Annotated in this window: 18 protein-coding genes; all 18 read left to right on the top strand. The window is 39.6% G+C overall.

Annotation, left to right across the window (positions count from 1 at the left end; all coding sequences use genetic code 11):
• Nucleotides 1-27: 27 nt before the first annotated feature.
• Nucleotides 28-1098 (top strand): YpbB family protein, encoded by a 1071-nt coding sequence (locus AC4PHI_RS07505; protein ID WP_492199299.1) that lies wholly within the window; start codon nt 28-30, stop codon nt 1096-1098.
• Nucleotides 1091-2536, top strand: coding sequence for a RecQ family ATP-dependent DNA helicase (locus tag AC4PHI_RS07500; protein ID WP_492199298.1), 1446 nt, complete (start codon nt 1091-1093; stop codon nt 2534-2536). Before AC4PHI_RS07505 ends, AC4PHI_RS07500 begins: the two co-directional genes overlap by 8 nt.
• A gap of 94 nt (nt 2537-2630) precedes the next feature.
• Nucleotides 2631-3173 carry an SAG1386/EF1546 family surface-associated protein gene (locus tag AC4PHI_RS07495; protein WP_492199297.1) on the top strand — a complete coding sequence of 181 codons (543 nt, stop codon included), beginning with the start codon at nt 2631-2633 and terminating at the stop codon, nt 3171-3173.
• 59 nt (nt 3174-3232) lie between these two features.
• Complete coding sequence (gene cmk, locus AC4PHI_RS07490; protein WP_492199296.1) at nt 3233-3901, top strand: (d)CMP kinase; 669 nt, start codon at nt 3233-3235, stop codon at nt 3899-3901.
• A 97-nt stretch (nt 3902-3998) separates the two neighbouring features.
• Entirely contained in the window at nt 3999-5201 is a 1203-nt protein-coding gene (gene rpsA / locus AC4PHI_RS07485; RefSeq protein WP_492199295.1) for a 30S ribosomal protein S1, read from the top strand.
• Nucleotides 5202-5413: 212 nt separating this feature from the next.
• The gene (der, locus tag AC4PHI_RS07480) at nt 5414-6724 is read left to right on the top strand and encodes a ribosome biogenesis GTPase Der (protein ID WP_492199294.1); all 1311 of its coding nucleotides are present in this window, start codon (nt 5414-5416) and stop codon (nt 6722-6724) included.
• A 186-nt stretch (nt 6725-6910) separates the two neighbouring features.
• A complete protein-coding gene (locus AC4PHI_RS07475) occupies nt 6911-7186 on the top strand; it encodes an HU family DNA-binding protein (protein ID WP_126806127.1) in 276 nt (91 codons plus the stop codon).
• 137 nt (nt 7187-7323) lie between these two features.
• A complete protein-coding gene (locus tag AC4PHI_RS07470; protein ID WP_492199293.1) occupies nt 7324-8571 on the top strand; it encodes a tetratricopeptide repeat protein in 1248 nt (415 codons plus the stop codon).
• Between the two features lie 11 nt (nt 8572-8582).
• Nucleotides 8583-9110 carry a YpiB family protein gene (locus tag AC4PHI_RS07465; RefSeq protein WP_492199292.1) on the top strand — a complete coding sequence of 176 codons (528 nt, stop codon included), beginning with the start codon at nt 8583-8585 and terminating at the stop codon, nt 9108-9110.
• Between the two features lie 129 nt (nt 9111-9239).
• A complete protein-coding gene (locus tag AC4PHI_RS07460; protein WP_492201559.1) occupies nt 9240-9617 on the top strand; it encodes a nucleotide pyrophosphohydrolase in 378 nt (125 codons plus the stop codon).
• Nucleotides 9595-10812, top strand: a complete 1218-nt coding sequence (locus tag AC4PHI_RS07455) for a CCA tRNA nucleotidyltransferase (RefSeq protein ID WP_492199291.1) — start codon at nt 9595-9597, stop codon at nt 10810-10812. Before AC4PHI_RS07460 ends, AC4PHI_RS07455 begins: the two co-directional genes overlap by 23 nt.
• Nucleotides 10799-11158, top strand: coding sequence for a thioesterase family protein (locus AC4PHI_RS07450; RefSeq protein WP_492199290.1), 360 nt, complete (start codon nt 10799-10801; stop codon nt 11156-11158). Before AC4PHI_RS07455 ends, AC4PHI_RS07450 begins: the two co-directional genes overlap by 14 nt.
• A gap of 83 nt (nt 11159-11241) precedes the next feature.
• Nucleotides 11242-11700 (top strand): hypothetical protein, encoded by a 459-nt coding sequence (locus tag AC4PHI_RS07445; protein ID WP_492199289.1) that lies wholly within the window; start codon nt 11242-11244, stop codon nt 11698-11700.
• Nucleotides 11701-11915: 215 nt separating this feature from the next.
• Nucleotides 11916-13817 (top strand): ABC-F family ATP-binding cassette domain-containing protein, encoded by a 1902-nt coding sequence (locus AC4PHI_RS07440; protein ID WP_492199288.1) that lies wholly within the window; start codon nt 11916-11918, stop codon nt 13815-13817.
• 17 nt (nt 13818-13834) lie between these two features.
• Nucleotides 13835-14782, top strand: a complete 948-nt coding sequence (locus AC4PHI_RS07435) for a thymidylate synthase (RefSeq protein ID WP_492199287.1) — start codon at nt 13835-13837, stop codon at nt 14780-14782.
• A gap of 30 nt (nt 14783-14812) precedes the next feature.
• Nucleotides 14813-15307: a dihydrofolate reductase gene (locus AC4PHI_RS07430; RefSeq protein ID WP_492199286.1), complete on the top strand. Its 495-nt coding sequence runs from the start codon at nt 14813-14815 to the stop codon at nt 15305-15307.
• Nucleotides 15308-15409: 102 nt separating this feature from the next.
• Nucleotides 15410-15547, top strand: coding sequence for a nucleoside triphosphate pyrophosphohydrolase family protein (locus AC4PHI_RS07425; protein ID WP_492199285.1), 138 nt, complete (start codon nt 15410-15412; stop codon nt 15545-15547).
• 361 nt (nt 15548-15908) lie between these two features.
• Entirely contained in the window at nt 15909-17783 is a 1875-nt protein-coding gene (asnB, locus tag AC4PHI_RS07420; protein WP_492199284.1) for an asparagine synthase (glutamine-hydrolyzing), read from the top strand.
• Nucleotides 17784-17830: the final 47 nt, after the last annotated feature.

Below are 17830 nucleotides of genomic sequence, written 5' to 3'. Positions count from 1 at the left end.
TCAATCACCTTAAAAAGAGGTATTTCAATGACAATGAGTCTTGATACATTTATTTTAACGCTCTTCACTCATGGTTACAAGGCAAGAATCAGTACACTTTATCAGCTTTTGATCGGCAAGAGGACGTCCTCTATTTTGTGCTACGGACATTTCTACGGACAGCTGCCTTACTTTGGTGTATTGCCTAAACTGGATAAAGAAACTTTCCAGCGTTCCATAAATAGTTTAGTGAAGAAAAATTTATTGACTGTGACAGATGAAAAGGGCGGCATCACCAATGAAGGGAAAAATTTTCTGCAAACGACTGACTTGGTTAATTATGCCAAACTAGATTACTTTACTTACGGGAAATCATGGCAGTCTTTTTTTGATTTTTTATTATTTTCTACCCAAGTGACAGCGGAACTAAATGCTGGTAATCCCTCCTATGTGCCGGTGGAGAATAATCCCTACAAACATTTTCAATTAAAAAAATGGCTGGCCCATCAGCTGGAGAAGCATTCTAAAGAAAAATTTATCCTAGGCTTTACGTCAGAATGGCAGCAATTGGCAGCAACGTTGCCGGAGTTGGAAGGGGATTTTTTGACTAATCAGCTGACAGGTGCCGGAGTGGTGGGAAAAACTTACCAACAGCTTGGCAGTCTTTTGGGCTTTGGTCAGTTTGAACTTTTACTATTTCATCGCCATTGCATCCATTCAGTGCTGACTATTATAAATAATTTTCAAGAAGCCTATCCCATCATGTATAGTTTATATCAGCTGGCAGATGTGCCCAACTATAATCAAAGTGCTTATCAAACCTATCAATCCTACTTGCAAATCAAAAATATTGATAAATTAATCAAACTTAGACGGCTTAAAAAAAGTACGATTTTGGATCATTTGGTTGAATTTGCCATCATCGACCCGGCATTTCCTTTTGCAGATGTGCTGACTCCTGAAATTAGGGAGATATTATTAGCAGCAGAAGAAAGCTGGCCAGATTTTCGCGACTGGAAAATATCCATGATTCAGGAATCATATCCGGATGTATCATTTTTTGAGATGCGCCTTTATCAAATCTGGCGGGTAAGAGGGATGGTGAAAGCTGATGAATAAAAAAATTCATCTATTGCTCAAAGAGCGTTTTGGTTTTTCGTCTTTTAAAAAAGGACAGGAAGAAACGATTCAGAAAATCTTATCGGACGATAATGTTTTATCCGTTTTACCTACCGGTACCGGCAAATCCCTGTGTTATCAATTGCCAAGTTATCTGCTTTCTGGTACTACAGTTGTGGTGTCGCCTCTGCTTTCATTGATTGAGGATCAGGTCAGACAGCTGCAGCGAACTGGGGAAAAGGACGTGGTCGCCTTTGGCAGTCAGTTAAGCCTCCACGAAAAACAATGGGTTTTATCCCGGTTAGCTAAGTACAAATTTATTTTTATTACTCCCGAATCATTATTTCAAGACGAAATATTACAACGGTTAAAGCAGTTGGAAGTGAGTTTGTTTGTGGTGGACGAAGCCCATTGTATCTCTACATGGGGCATTGATTTTCGCCCTGACTATGAAAGATTGGCTGTGGTTGCCCAGCATCTGAGTGCAAAGAAAATCTTAGCACTGACTGCCACCGCCACAGAAACTGTAAAAGAGGACATCCGTCAAAAACTTTTTTTAGGGCAGGATATTCAGATGATCCAACACACAGTCAACCGGGAGAATATTTTTTATGATGTGGAAAAGTTGAACACAGAAGAAGAAAAACTTTTGTGGTTGAATTCTTTTTGTTCCAAATATTCTGGCCCCGGGCTGATTTACTGCAATACCCGCCGTGATACTGAAGAAGTCAGTCGCTGGCTTTCTAAAAATACTCCGCTTGATACCGCCTATTACCACGGCGGATTGACTAGCATGGAACGCTCTGCCATTCAACAGCAGTTTTTGACCGACCAATTGGATGTTTTAGTTGCCACCAGTGCTTTTGGGATGGGGATTGATAAACCGAACATTCGCTATATCATTCATTACCAGTTTCCAGACAGTTTGGAATCTTTTATCCAAGAGTCCGGCAGGGGAGGACGGGACGGTCTGCAGACTCTTTCTGTAGTCCTGTATTTGGAACAGGATCGGGCGGTACATAGATATTTTCAAAAAGAGTTGGCCAAAGAAATCGATGAATTTACCCAACTGTTTCCGTTCACTAAAAATAATGAGGGGATGGCTTTAAATCATTTTTCTGATTTACAGAAAAAATGGTATGACTTTTCTCGAGCAGAGAATCAACCTGCTCATCAACTTCAAGAAAAAGTCCAGTCACGTTTACAAGAAAAAAACCATAAACTTACATTGATGGAAGAATATTTAGTGACATCGTCTTGCAGGCGTGAAAAAATATTATCTTATTTTTCTGAAACAGCAAAGCACCAACAAGAAGTTTGTTGCGATAATTGCAATCAGGAAATAACTGACTATCCCATCGGTCTTAGGGACATACAGCCGAACAAAAAAGAATCTAAATTACAAAATTCAAAAGAAATCTTAAAAAAGTTATTTTAGGATTGGATATTTGTACTGAAATATTGTAAGATGGATAGGAGTTATGAAAACCATTTGCTAGATTAGATAATTAATCTACAAGGAGGAATTATTTGTGGATAAGAATGACAATGAAAAAAAACCATGGGAACAGCCGATATATGAAACTGAATATGATTCAAATGCTTCAAGGACACAAAAGAGGAACAAAGGCAAGGAATCCAAAGGGAATGCTGGGTTTATCACACTTTTAGTTGTGATGTTGCTGGCTATCACTTTTTTGGTGATATATATCTTTGTAAAAGCAACAGACAATAGAACACCAACTGCCAAAAAAGAGGATAAGATTGAAATAAAAACCTCAGAAACTAGCACAAAGAAGACTGAGGAAACTACTAAGGAAACAGAAACCAAAGAAACGACTCAGAAACCGGAAGAAGATGTTAATGTGCAAGAACCAATACCAACACCGGAACCCGAACCTACACCAGCGCCAACTCCTGAACCAACACCATCTGGAGGTATCCATGTGGTTCAACCAGGAGATACTTTATACAGCATCGCAAGAAATAATGGTTTGACTGTGGAACAATTGCAGCAGTTGAATGGACTGAGCGGTACTGAGATTTCTATCAATCAGCAGTTAAGATTACAATAAAAATAGCCGTAACAACGGCTTTTTTTTAACTGAATGACTAGAAGATAAGGGGCGTTTTAATGGGGAGAAAGATTAGCATAGCCATCGACGGCCCGGCTTCGGCGGGGAAAAGTACGGTAGCTAAATTGTTGGCGAAAAAATTAAATTATATTTATGTGGATACGGGGGCAATGTATCGGGTACTGACCTATGCAGTCTTAAAAGAGGGAATCCCGGCTGCAGACGAAGCTGAAATTCTTTCGTTGCTGGACCAGACGACTATCAGTTTTACCTCTGATGATTCGTTGCAGCAGCGGGTATGGATGAATGGCGAGGATGTGACGGAAGAGATTCGTGGAGACGATGTGACCAATAATGTCTCTGAAGTGTCTGCCCATAAAAAAATCAGAGAAGAAATGGTTTCGAGACAAAGGAAAATGGGTGCTGACGGTGGTGTGGTGATGGATGGTCGGGACATCGGGACGGCTGTTATGCCAAAAGCTGAACTGAAAATATTTTTAGTCGCCAGTGTGGAGGAACGCGCCAGAAGAAGGTACGAGGAAAACATTTCTAAAGGGATGACAGTGGATTTTGATGTTTTAAAAGGTGAAATTGCTGAACGGGATTATAAAGATACTCATCGGGAAAATTCACCATTGATTCAGGCAGAGGATGCCATCAAAATCGATACAACTGGCATGACCATTGAAGAAGTTGTGGCAGAAATAGAAAAAAATATAGAAATCTAAGCTGTTTTTTAAAAAAATAAGGGTATTACTAGATATCCCACGATTTATAAGATACAATGTAAATAGAAATTTTTTGTTGGTTAGGAGGCCATTAGTCATGTCAGAATTTGAAAAAGAACAAACGGAGAATACTTCAATGTTGGATGCTCTCGAAAGTGTTCAAGAGGTGAAGATTGGCGACATCATCAAAGGAGAGGTACTGCAGCTTGAAGACAAGCAAGCACTTGTTGGAATCTTAGGTACTGGAGAAGAAGGGGTAGTTCCGTTAAAAGAACTGTCGACTTTTCCTGTCGAAGACATCAATGAGCTTGTTAAAGTCGGCGACATTTTGGATCTGGTTGTGATTACTACAATCGGAAAAGACAAAGAAAACGGAAATTATTTATTGTCCAAACGTCGCTTGGACGCTAAAAAAGTTTGGGAGGAAATCGAAGAAGATTTCAAAGCAGGGAATACCATCGAAGCACCCGTTACCGATGTTGTAAAAGGTGGTTTGGTCGTAGACACCGGCGTCCGTGGTTTTGTACCGGCATCCATGGTGGAAGATCACTATGTATCAGATTTTTCTGATTACAAGGGCAAGACAATGACCTTTAAAATTGTTGAAATCGAGCCGTCGGAAAATCGGCTGATTCTTTCTCACAAAGCAATAGTTGAAGCTGAAAAAGCTGAACAACGAAAAGAATTGCTGAATGAGATTGAGGAAGGTTCTGTCATCAAAGGAACTGTGGCACGATTGACTGATTTTGGTGCATTTATTGATTTGGGAGGCATCGACGGGTTGGTCCACGTATCAGAAATCGGCCACACACACGTTGAAAAACCTTCTGATGTCCTAAAAGCTGGTGAAGAAGTGGAAGTGAAAGTTCTTTCCATTGATGCAGAAAATGAGCGAATCTCACTTTCCATCAAAGCAACTTTACCGGGACCTTGGATCGGCATAGAAGATAAACTTGCCGTAGGGTCAGTAGTGAACGGAATCGTCAAACGCTTGACCAGCTTTGGCGCTTTTGTGGAAGTTTTCCCTGGTGTTGAAGGGTTGGTGCACATTTCGCAAATTTCTCACAAACATATTGCAACCCCTCACGAGGTGTTGACAGAGGGCGAAGAAATCACCGTTAAAGTTTTGGAAGTCAAACCTGAGGAACACCGAATCGCTTTGAGTATCAAAGCGTTGGAAGAAAAAGAAGAACCTGTAGAAGAATCCTATGAGACCTTCGAAAAAGAAGAAGAGTCAGGATTTACCTTAGGGGACATTGTGGGAGAACAATTAACTGATATCACCGAAGAAAAGGAATAAGCATTCCGTTGAGCACCGCATGAACTATGCGGTGCTTTTGTGTGGCAAGAAGAATTTTCTTGCATGGAAGCTCTCATTTAGGTAAACTACAATGGTGCAGTCCATCATCAATAGTGATTGTTTAAAAATAGTCAGGCTTTGAGATGAATGAAGCCTAGGCTATTTTATGTATGTCCAAGTATAGTTATCAAAGGAAGAAAGGAGTTAAATGAATGGCAAACCCAACAATTGCAATCGTGGGCAGACCTAACGTAGGAAAATCCACCTTGTTTAATCGTATTGCAGGAGAAAGAATTTCAATTGTGGAGGACACCCCGGGAGTCACTAGGGATCGAATCTACGCTGTGGGCGAGTGGTTAGGCAGAGAATTTAATATCATTGATACAGGCGGTATAGAAATCAGTGACGAGCCTTTCATGGAACAAATCAGATACCAAGCTGAAATAGCCATGGACGAGGCCGATGTTATCATTTTAGTCGCAAGCGGCCGGGAAGGTGTGACAGATGCTGATGAGATGATCGCGCGACTCCTTCACAGGACTGAAAAGCCGGTGCTATTAGCCGTGAACAAAGTAGATAACCCTGAAATGCGTGCCGATGTTTATGATTTTTATTCTTTAGGATTAGGTGAACCTTATCCGGTGTCAGGCAGTCATGGTTTAGGTTTAGGTGATTTGCTTGATGAGGCAGTGAAATTCTTTAAAGACAATTCAGAAGACGTTGATGACGGCACCATCCGCTTCAGTTTGATCGGCCGTCCCAATGTAGGGAAATCTTCTTTGATTAATGCGATTTTAGGGGAAGAACGAGTGATTGTTTCAGATATTGCCGGGACTACCAGAGATGCTGTGGACACGTCCTTCACTGCGGAAAGCGGTCAGCCTTTTGTTATGATTGATACAGCAGGCATGAGAAAACGCGGAAAAGTCTATGAAAGTACAGAAAAATACAGCGTCATGCGTGCCATGCGTGCCATTGACCGTTCAGACATCGTCTTGATGGTTTTAAATGCGGAGGAAGGCATCAGAGAGTACGATAAACGGATTGCCGGCTTTGCTCACGAAGCAGGAAAAGGAATCCTCATCGTGGTTAACAAATGGGATCTGATTGAAAAAGACACGAACACGATGAAGGAATTTGAAACGAAGGTGCGTGAAGAGTTCAAGTATTTAGACTATGCACCAATTATTTTTGTTTCCGCTGTGACTAAACAACGGTTGTCACAGTTGCCTGAAATGATTGAAGCAATCAGTATGAATCAGAATTTGAGAGTTTCCTCATCTGTCCTGAATGATGTTATTATGGACGCGGTGGCTATCAATCCTACACCGACAGACAAAGGCAGACGTTTAAAAATATTTTATGCTACACAAGTAGGTGTCAAACCGCCCACTTTTGTGATATTTGTCAATGAAGAAGAGCTGATGCATTTTTCCTATAAACGTTTTTTGGAAAATCAAATTCGCAAAGCTTTTCCTTTTGAAGGCACACCGATACACATTATTCCACGGCGGAGAAAATAAAAATCAATATTTTAATCAAATTCATATCTTTCTCAATTATTTCAAACAAAATGGTTAAATTCCTTGATAAGACAATGTTTCTGTGATATCTTTGATAATGAAATATTGATTCATCAATTTTTCAACATTGGTTTGTAGAAACAAAAGATGGCAACATCTTATAATTTACGGAGGTGAAACAAACACATGGCTAACAAAGCAGAATTGATTGAAAAAGTTGTTGAAAAAACTAACTTAACTAAGAAAGATGCTACAGCAGCTGTTGATGCAGTATTCTCATCTGTTCAAGACTTCTTATCTGACGGTGAAAAAGTACAAGTTATCGGTTTTGGTAACTTTGAAGTACGCGACCGTGCAGCACGTAAAGGTCGTAACCCGCAGACTGGTGAGGAAATTGATATCCCAGCAAGCAAAGTACCTGCATTCAAACCAGGTAAAGCATTAAAAGACGCTGTAAAATAATGATATATAAAGACTAGTCAGTTTCAGCTGGCTAGTTTTTTCTTTTTGTCGTAATTTTACTAATCAAGGGAAATGAGATTTACTTTGTGCTTATTTCTTCTGATTAGTTTATAATAGTGTGTAGCAGAGGTGAGGAAATGACAGCATATAGTGAACAGATGTTAGCAGCGATAGATAATGATGACTACGTACAAAGTGAGATATTTTTAGAAAAAGCATTGCGTTTCGATGACGAGGAAATTTTAGAAAGTTTAGGAGACGAGCTGCTGAGGATGGGTTTTTTGGATGAAGCAAAAAAGATTTTCCATCAGTTAAGTAAAAAAAATCCCAATCAGCGGACATTGAACATCTCTTTGGCAGAAATTGCCATTGAAGAAGACGAGATAGATTTAGCCTTAGATTATTTATCCCATGTCAGAAAAGATGATCCCGGCTATCCGGAAAGCTTGCTGGTGGCGGCAGATTTATACCTGACTATTGATGCACCGGAGGTCAGTGAAAGCAAATTAAAAGAAGCTCTGACCATCCTTCCTGACGAACCGGCAATCAAGTTTGCTTTGGCAGAATTTTATTTTGCAATAGATAAATATCCTGAAGCGTTGGCTTATTATCAGCAACTTCTCCAAGAGGGGTTTGAAGAATTTGCCCAGACAAGGCTGCCTAAGAAAATGGCTATGATTTATAGTCAGACAGGGGAATTTGATACAGCTGTTACTCTTTTTGAAAATGAGCTGTCTGTTGAACGATCAGACGAGGTGCTGTACTTTTTAGCCCTTCTTTATAATCAGCTGGGAGAAAGAGAAAAGGCCATTCCATTGCTGCAGGAAGTTCGTTTCATGGGGGATACTTATCTAAACGTTTACGTGCCGCTCGCCAGTGTGCTGATAGATGAAAATATGAAAGATGAAGCTGAAGAAGTGCTCAAAGAAGGACTAAAAGAAAATCCATATGACCTTTCACTGTACCACTTGGCTTCCGATTTTGCTTTTCAACATCATCGACTGGATGAAGCAGAAGAGTATTTGCTGGATGCATTAAAAATTGAAGAAGATACAGAGCTGACACTAATCAAATTAAGCAACTTATTTTTATTTCAGGAAAAGTATGAAGAAGTGCTGGACTTGTTGGAAGAAGGCCGCGAGTTGATGAATGTCCAGGGACACTGGAGTTTAGCCAAAGCCTATGACGGGTTGGAAGAGTATGAAAAAGCCGGCAGACAATACCGGAAAGCTTATGAGGGATTGTCCGATGACCCGGAATTTATGAAAGAATTCGGCTTGTTTTTGAGAGAAGAAGGAAATGTTAAGGAAGCAGATAATATCCTTCATCAGTATTTGGTATTAGTGCCTGACGATGTTGAAGTTTATGATTTACTTGAAGAATAGGATGAAGAATCATGATTAACCTGGAAGCGAAAAAAGAATTCTTGCAATGGGTGATGGAAAATGTTGCGTTCAGAGAGCGAGAGGCTTACTGGCTGATTGATTATCTGATTGGTCATGAAAACATTTTGGAAAAGGTACGGATTGTAGAGCATGCAGAAACTACTCCCAGAGGCTTGAGATTTTCAGACAATACCTTTGATCTGGAACCCTTTGAAATGTATAAATATACGGTAGATTTTGACGATGCTGAACAGATTTTCCATGAAATACGAATGAACTGGCAATATGATTTATTTGTAGAATTTTTATTTAAAGATCAGTGGAAAAACGAGTTGTATCTGGCTGTTTTGGAAGACAATCCTCATTACTCCTGGAATGTTTACGATTTGGATTATTCTTCCGAAGATATGGATAATTTTCTAAATTCATTGGAAAAGGAGTTTTACGATAAACAACTCCGGCTCAAACTGGATGCAGCACTGGAAAAAGAAGATATCAAAATGTTTGAAAAATTAAGTGAATATTTGCATGAAGAATAATAAAAAGTAGAAATACAGCTGCAAGAGGCTGTTGCCCTTTTGGTGCAGCTTTCTTTATAAAAGCAACTGCTTTTGATAGAATGAAATGTATATGGGAGGAGGGCTTTTTTGGAAATAGAAAAGGGAGATTTGACCATTCAAGAACTTCAACAAGAAGTCGATGCCTATATCCAGCAATTTGAACAAGGTTATTTCCCGCCGATGTCTCTCTTAGCCACACTGACTGAGGAAGTAGGGGAGTTGGCCCGGGAATTAAACCACGAGTTTGGAGACAAACAAAAAAAGCCTGAGGAGCACCGCCGATCGATTGGTGAAGAAATCGGAGATGTGCTGATTGCTGCAATTATTATGTCCAATTCTTTAGGGATAGATTTAACTGAGGTTTTTCATAATAATATGAAAAAATTTCGAACAAGAGATAAAAATCGTTTTTTGAGAAAAAATAAAAATGAATTATCAGAGATGGATGGTGAGGAAGAACGTCATGGGGCACAAGTTACCGACTGAATTTGAACAGGCAATTCCTGTCATGGCTAAAATCAAAGAAGCTGGCTTCGAGGCTTATTTTGTAGGGGGATGTGTCCGTGATCTCTTGCTGGGAACACCTATCCATGATATCGATATTGCGACAAATGCGTTTCCACAAGAAATCAAAGCTATATTCCCCCGCACCATCGATGTCGGCATAGAACATGGTACGGTGTTGGTCCTTTACCATCAAAATAAATATGAAATCACAACATTTAGGACAGAGTCAGGGTATCAGGATTTCAGACGTCCTGACGAGGTGGTTTTCGTCAGACATTTGGAAGATGATTTGAAGCGGAGGGATTTCACTATCAATGCTTTAGCTATGACCACCCAAGGACAGATGATCGATTTGTTCGGCGGACAGGAAGATATGAAAAAAAAGATTATCCGGGCGGTTGGGGAACCACAGGAGCGTTTCCATGAGGATGCTTTGCGGATGATGCGTGCGGTACGTTTTGCCAGTCAGCTGGGATTTTCTATAGAAGAACAAACTTTGACAGCTATCAAAGATCATCATGCACTCTTGCATCATGTTTCAGTGGAACGTATTCAGATCGAATTTATTAAATTAATGACAGAAGCTAAAAGAACGATTGGACTGATTCCTTTTTTGGAGTGCGAACTTTATCAGTGCTGCCCGGGATTTTCCAATCATTTAGCCGGATTGACTGAGTTGATGACCCTTCCAGAAAAAGAAATAAAAAAAGAAGCGGTTATTTGGTCGATTATTGCTCATTTTTTAAAACTAACAGACAAAGAAGTTGTAAAATTCTTGAGAGCGTGGAAACTTTCCAACCAGCTGATCAAAACTGTGACAGCAATTTTACCAGCTTATCGTTATCGTTTGCATGATTTCTGGGTTCCTTTGATGATTTATCCATTGTCACGGGAAGAAGTCATTATGACAGAAGAAATGCTTGTGTTAACGGGCCAGCCCAACCGGATATCAGAGGCGCTAGCTTGCTATGACGGTCTAACGATACATTCTTTGAAGGATTTGTCGATCAGCGGCTCCGATGTTTTAACCTGGACCAATAAAAAACCTGGTCCTTGGCTGGGAGAATTATTACAGGAAGTCGAAGAAAAAGTCGTTCTCAAAGCCTTGCCTAATGAACCGGAAAGGCTGATGAAATACGTTTTAGAAAGGGGGAGTGCAAATGAAACAATATAAAAAAGAATATTTAGTTGAAAAAAATCATGCAGCATCATTTGTGGGCTCAGGTGATTTGGAGGTCTTAGCAACACCTTCTTTGATTGCTTTTGCTGAAAATGCTTGTAAAGAGATGATTTTCGACTCGTTAACTGCTGATGAAACAACAGTGGGGATTTCCATAGATGTGAAACATTTAAAAGCAAGCCCTATTGGTGCCAAAGTGACAGTTGCTGCAGAGCTGGTCAAGCAAGATAAAAAGCGGTTTGATTTTAAAATCCAGGTGTACGAAAAGGATGTACTGATTGCTTCCGGTACCCATCAGCGTGTTGCTGTTAATCGCCAGCGATTCTTAGAAAAATTATAATCGGATGATATTTTTCACAAAGATATTGTAATTTAAAATCTTTGTGATATTATGAACATATAAATTGTGAAGGAGCCAGAACAATGACAAAAGAGATGACTGCGTTAAAATTTTATTTCAGAAATGGTGAAACTTGGACTATTCAACGGGAGTTCATCGGAGATCTTTGGATCAAACAAGTAACTACCAGCTATGGCAGAATTAACGGGGGAGATTTCCAAAAAATCAGACCTTGCGAAGGCATCAAAATAGAATTGTTTGAAGAAGCTGATCATGTCCAAACAGATGATATTAATCTAGGCGGTTTGGAGTTGGGGATGTTCCAGAGAGCATTGAAATATGAAGATATTTTAAAAATAGATATCCAATTTGATGACGGAAAATCCGAACAAATTTATTTCCCGTATTTGGACAAAGGTACTCCTGGTCAAGAAGGACTGGACAACAAATACCAGAGCACGAAGATTGGCAAAAACGGTCACTTGTATATCGTGATTGATGCTAATAACACGGTGGCCAGTGTCTACGGCGAAGAAATATAAATAGATTGTAAAACTGGAAAGAGAAGGTCTTTCCAGTTTTTTTGAGTAAATAAGCTGTTTTCTTTTTTTATGTCTTATTCTCCCTATATTAATGGCTAGGAATGATGTATTATAGAGAAGTTGTCCTCAAATATTTCTTGTTCTTTTTTAGAATTGTGAGGAAAAGGATAATTTGTTAAAATAAGGAAGACATTGTATAGAAATGATGTGATATCTTGAAAGAATTGAGAGTTGACAACTTAAGTAAAAGTTATGGCGACAAGTTATTGTTCGATGATATTTCTTTTTTAATACATACCAATAACAGGATTGGTATGATTGGTATCAATGGGACAGGAAAAACCAGTTTGTTGAATGTCTTGGCGGGTAAGGATACCTTTGAAGCCGGGGAGATGAAGCATCCCCATGACTTTACTACAAGCTATTTGTCTCAAACAACGTCTTTTGATGGGGAAGCTAGCGTTGCTGAAGCAGTTTTTACAGGAGAGTCCCCTGTGCTGAGAGCAGTGCAGCAATACGAACTTGCATTGAAAGAGCTGGAAAAGGACGGTCAAAATCCCCAAGCTCAAAAACGCTATATTCAAGCAGAAGAATTAATGAATAAAGAAGATGCTTGGACGGCAGATACTAATGCTAAAACCATTTTGCAAAAACTTGGAATCAGTGATATTTCACAAAAGATAAAAAATTTGTCAGGTGGTCAAGAAAAGCGGGTGGCGCTGGCTCAAGCTTTGATTCAGGAAGCGGATCTCCTTCTTCTTGATGAACCTACCAACCACTTGGATTATAAAGCGATTCAGTGGCTTGAAAGTTACTTGAAACAATACCGCGGGGCTATTTTATTAGTCACCCATGACCGGTATTTTCTTGACAAGGTAACCAACCGGATTTTTGAACTCTCCTTTGGCAAACTCTATGAATACCGTGGAAACTATCAAGTTTATTTGGAACAGAAAAGTGAAAGAGAAGCTTCGGAAGCAACGGCAGAGCACAAGAGAAAACAATTATATAAAAAGGAATTAGACTGGATGCGTGCCGGTGTGCAGGCTCGGGGGACGAAACAGCGGGCGAGAATCGGCCGTTTCCATGAGTTAAAGGACACACTCAACCAATCTCAGGAAAAAGCGCAAGTGGATATCAATATCGGCACCACCCGCTTAGGTAAAAAAGTCATCGAAGCCAAAAATATTTCCTTAACGATGGGGGATCAGTGCCTGTTAAAAGATTTCAACTTGCTGATTCAGGGGAATGAACGGTTAGGTGTCACTGGGAAAAACGGCTCCGGTAAATCAACTTTATTGAATGTGCTTTCAGGGAAGCTTGCGCCAGACAAAGGTATCGTCACACTGGGCGAAACTGTCAAGCTTGCTTATTATACCCAGCAGACTGAAGAAATTCCTGAAGATGTCCGAATCATCAAATATCTGCAAGATGTTGCCGGAGAAGTCCGGACGGCTACTGATGGTGTTGTGAGTATACCTGATATGCTGGAAAGATTTTTGTTTCCAAGAAATTCACACGGAACACTAATCCGAAAACTTTCCGGCGGGGAAAAGCGGCGTCTGTATCTGCTGAAACTGCTGATTGCCCAACCCAATGTTTTGCTGTTGGATGAGCCGACCAATGATTTGGACATCGACACGCTGACGATTTTAGAAGACTACCTGAATGATTTTGAAGGTGCGGTAATCGCAGTCAGCCATGACCGTTACTTCTTAGATAAAACAATGAAAAAATTGCTTGTTTTTCAAGGAAATGGTAAGATACTTGAGTATTTTGGTTCCATGAGCGATTTTTTAGAAAAAAATGAAGCTTTGGCAGATGAAACTGATGAAAAACAGTTCAAGAAATCTGAAAAGAAACAAAATCTTCAAAGTTCCAAAGAACCATCCGTCAAAACTAAATTGACTTACATGGAGAAAAAAGAATGGGATGTTATCTTGACTGAAATCGATGAATTGGAACAAGAGCTTGAAAAACTGCAAGAAGAGATGAATTTACAAACTAGTGATTTTGAAAAACTTCATCTGCTTCAAACTCAAGTGGATGAAGTGGAGGAGAAAATCGCCTATAAACTGGACCGTTGGGAATATTTAAGCGAGTTTGCGGAGGACTAGAAAGGGAGGAATTCGTAATGGAAGAAAATTATTTGGCACTATGCCGCAAAATATTAGATGAAGGGGTAGAAAAGAGCGACCGCACTGGAACCGGAACTAAAAGTATTTTTGGTCACCAAATGCGTTTCGACCTTCAAAAAGGCTTTCCTTTGTTGACGACTAAGAGAGTGCCTTTTGGTTTCATAAAAAGCGAATTGTTATGGTTTTTAAAAGGGGATACTAATATCCGTTTCTTGCTCCAGCATAAAAATCATATTTGGGACGAATGGGCTTTTGAACGTTACGTGAAAAGTGCGGATTATACTGGTCCCGACATGACAGATTTTGGTTTGCGGGCTGCTGAAGATGAAGGGTTCCGCAAAATTTATTTGCTGGAGAAAGACAAGTTTTGTCAAAAGATTTTGTCTGATGATGATTTTTCTGCAGCTTACGGAGATTTAGGTAATGTCTATGGTTCTCAGTGGCGGCATTGGCAAACGAAAAATGGAGAAACCATCGATCAAATTCAAGACGTTGTGGAAATGATTAAACATTCTCCTGATTCCAGAAGGCTGATTGTGTCGGCGTGGAATCCTGAAGATGTTCCGACGATGGCCTTACCGCCATGTCACACTCTTTTTCAATTTTATGTGGCAGATGGAAAGTTAAGCTGCCAGCTTTATCAACGAAGTGCAGATGTATTTTTGGGTGTTCCTTTCAACATTGCCAGTTATGCACTTTTGACTCATCTGATCGCCCATGAGGCACAGCTTGACGTAGGGGAATTCGTTCATACATTTGGCGATGCCCATATTTACAATAACCACGTGGCGCAAATCGAAGAACAATTATCACGGGACATTCGTCCTTTCCCTGTGTTAAAATTAAATCAGGAGAAAAAATCGCTTTTTGATTTTGAAATGGAAGATATTCAAATTGAAAATTATCAACCCCATCCAGCGATCAAAGCACCGATTGCGGTTTAGCGGGAAGTTATTTTGGGAGGATACAAAATTATGTTAGCGGCAATTTGGGCACAAGATGAAAATGGGTTGATCGGTAAAGAAGATGTAATGCCTTGGCATCTTCCCAATGATTTACAATTTTTTAAAAATACCACAGAAAATAATACTATCGTAATGGGACGCACAACATTCGAAGGAATGAATAAAAAAGCGTTGCCTAATCGACAGACGATTATTTTGACGACGGATAAAAACTATCAAGCTGACAATGCAATCGTGATGCATTGCATTGCAGAAGTGCTGAATTATGAAAAAAATTATGACGGCATTGTTTTTATCACAGGCGGGTCGAAAGTTTATGATTCTTTTTTGCCATACTGTGATATTATCTACCGGACAGTCATTCATGAAAGCTTTGAAGGAGATACCTATATTCCAGATGTGGATTGGGATGAATGGACGATGATCGATATCAGCGAAGGGACACTGGATGAAAAAAATAAATATTCCCATTCCTTCGAAACCTATAAAAGAAAACAACGTTAGAAAGTAAAAAAAGAGTGTTTATCACTCTTTTTTTTTGCTTTACTGGTGACCGCATTGAATTTTCAAAATAGTAAAAAAAGATTTTTTGAACGGAAAGCAGCAATGGATTTTAAAACCCTGCAAAAAATGGTGTATGCAAACAAACTGTCTCATGGTTTCAATATCAGTAGTATCGAAAAGGAATTTTTGCTGCTCTACGGAGAGCTGGCAGAAGTATTTGATGCTTATAAAAAACGATAAGCAGGAAACTGACTGATATGGCGATTTATTTGCTGGCTTGTCAGAAATAATGCAGATTGATTTAGGAGAAGCAGCCATCAAAAAAATGGCTGTCAAGGAAAAACATGACTATCATATTAATTCGGAGGGCAATGGTGAAAGGGCTTGACTGATTGTATTAGAGTTGTTTTCGGTTTCATTAAACAAAACGGGCAGAAATGAACGAGGCTGTCAGAAAAAAATGCCATAAGAAAATATTAAAAAGGGCAAAAAATCCATCTCTTCTACTGTATCAATAAAATGTTTTATGCTATAATGAAACGGCTGATTCCTAGGGGAGACAGGCTTTCCCGGGAAAGAAAACGAAAACGAGGTAAAATTTATGTGTGGCATTGCCGGATTTATAAATAATCGATATTCTATAGATGAAAAACACAAAATTGTTCAAAAAATGATGGATCGAATCGTCCATCGAGGACCGAATAGTGCAGGACAATTTGTTGATGAAGATGTTGCCTTTGGTTTCCGCCGGTTGAGTATTATGGATTTGGAAGGCGGAAGTCAGCCGATTTATAGTGAGAATGACACTAAAGTTATTATTTTCAACGGGGAAGTTTATAATTTTAAAACGCTTCGCGAAGAATTAATAGAAAAAGGGCATATTTTTAAAACTAAGGCAGATACAGAAGTTATCTTACACGGCTACGAAGAGTATGGAACAGAAATTGTGAAACATTTGCGGGGGATGTTCGCCTTTGTAATCTGGGATCGGGAGAAACAAGAATTATTTGGGGCGAGAGATCATTTCGGCATCAAGCCATTTTATTACTATCATCAAAATGGCACATTTATGTTTGGCTCAGAAATAAAAAGTTTTTTGGATCACCCGGATTTTGTGAAGGAGCTAAATCCCAAAGCTCTAAAACCATATATGACTTTCCAATATTCGGCAGTTGACGAGACGTTTTTCAAAAATGTTTTCCGGATCCCAGAAGGACACTATTTTTTTGTCCGGGGAGATGAGATGGAGCTGACTGAATACTGGGATGCAGAATTCAGTGAAGAAGAAATGACACTGGAAACAGCCATTGATTTGATTGACGAAGCAGTGCAGGAGTCTGTTGCTGCCCATTCAGTCAGTGATGTGGAAGTGGGAACATTCCTGTCCAGCGGAGTGGATTCCAGCTTTGTTACTGCATTAGCCCGTCCAAACTATACTTTTTCCATCGGGTTCGGAGACAAAACTTACAACGAATCCCATGAAGCTAAAAAACTAACAGATAAACTTGGCTTGAAAAATTACTCGAAAGTGGTGACAGGGGATCAAGCCTTTGAAAAATTCCCTAAGATTCAATACCATTTAGATGAACCAGCTTCAAATCCATCTTGTGTGCCGCTGTATTTTCTTTCAGAGTTAGCCAGTGAAAAAGTTTCAGTGGTCTTGTCTGGAGAAGGAGCCGATGAGCTGTTCGCCGGCTATACAGATTACGGTTTCGCCACACGTTCTAAAGTTGTGCGGGTGTTTGCGGAGAAATTAAAAAAACTGCCGAAAAAATCACGTTACCGTCTGGCAAGAACGATCAAAAAAATGCCGAATTTCAAAGGTTCCATGCACTTATACAAGTCATTGGCACCGGCGGAAGATTTTTTCATCGGTCAAGCATTCGTTTTTGACGAAAAGGAAGCTGAAAACTATTTGAAGGAACCTTTTCATGACAGCGAAAGTGTGAATGATATTGTGCAACGTCAGTACAAAAAAGTCCCGGATTTGCCTGAAGTCAAAAAAATGCAATATTTGGACATGCATCAGTGGATGCCTAAAGATATTCTGCTCAAAGCCGACAAAATGACGATGGCTCATTCTTTGGAGGCAAGAACACCTTTATTGGACATACGCATGATGGAACTGGCGGAGCGTATCCCTACAAAATATTTAATCAACGAAGAGAATACAAAGTATGCTTTCAGAAAAGCTGCCAACCGGCATTTGCCCGATGAATGGGCAGACAGGGAAAAATTAGGATTTCCTGTTCCGATAAAAGACTGGTTGAGAGAAAAAAAATTCTACAAGGACATTCGCAATTTGTTTGAAGCTGATTTTGCTGGTATGTTCTTTCATCAAGAAAAAATCCTTCAGCTGCTGGATGATAATTTCAATGAAAAAATAGATGAACGTCGTAAAATCTGGACGATTTTTACTTTTTTGGTTTGGTACAAAGTCTATTTTATTGACGAGAACTTAGACACAAAAGGTTAAGGAGACTCTTAACCTTTTTGTTTTGCAAGAATAGTTTTGGATTTTTC

It is taken from the genome of Vagococcus sp. QWL-13 (assembly GCF_058683555.1).
Note: the sequence above shows the minus strand (reverse complement) of the source record. Positions and strands in the feature narration are given on the sequence as shown.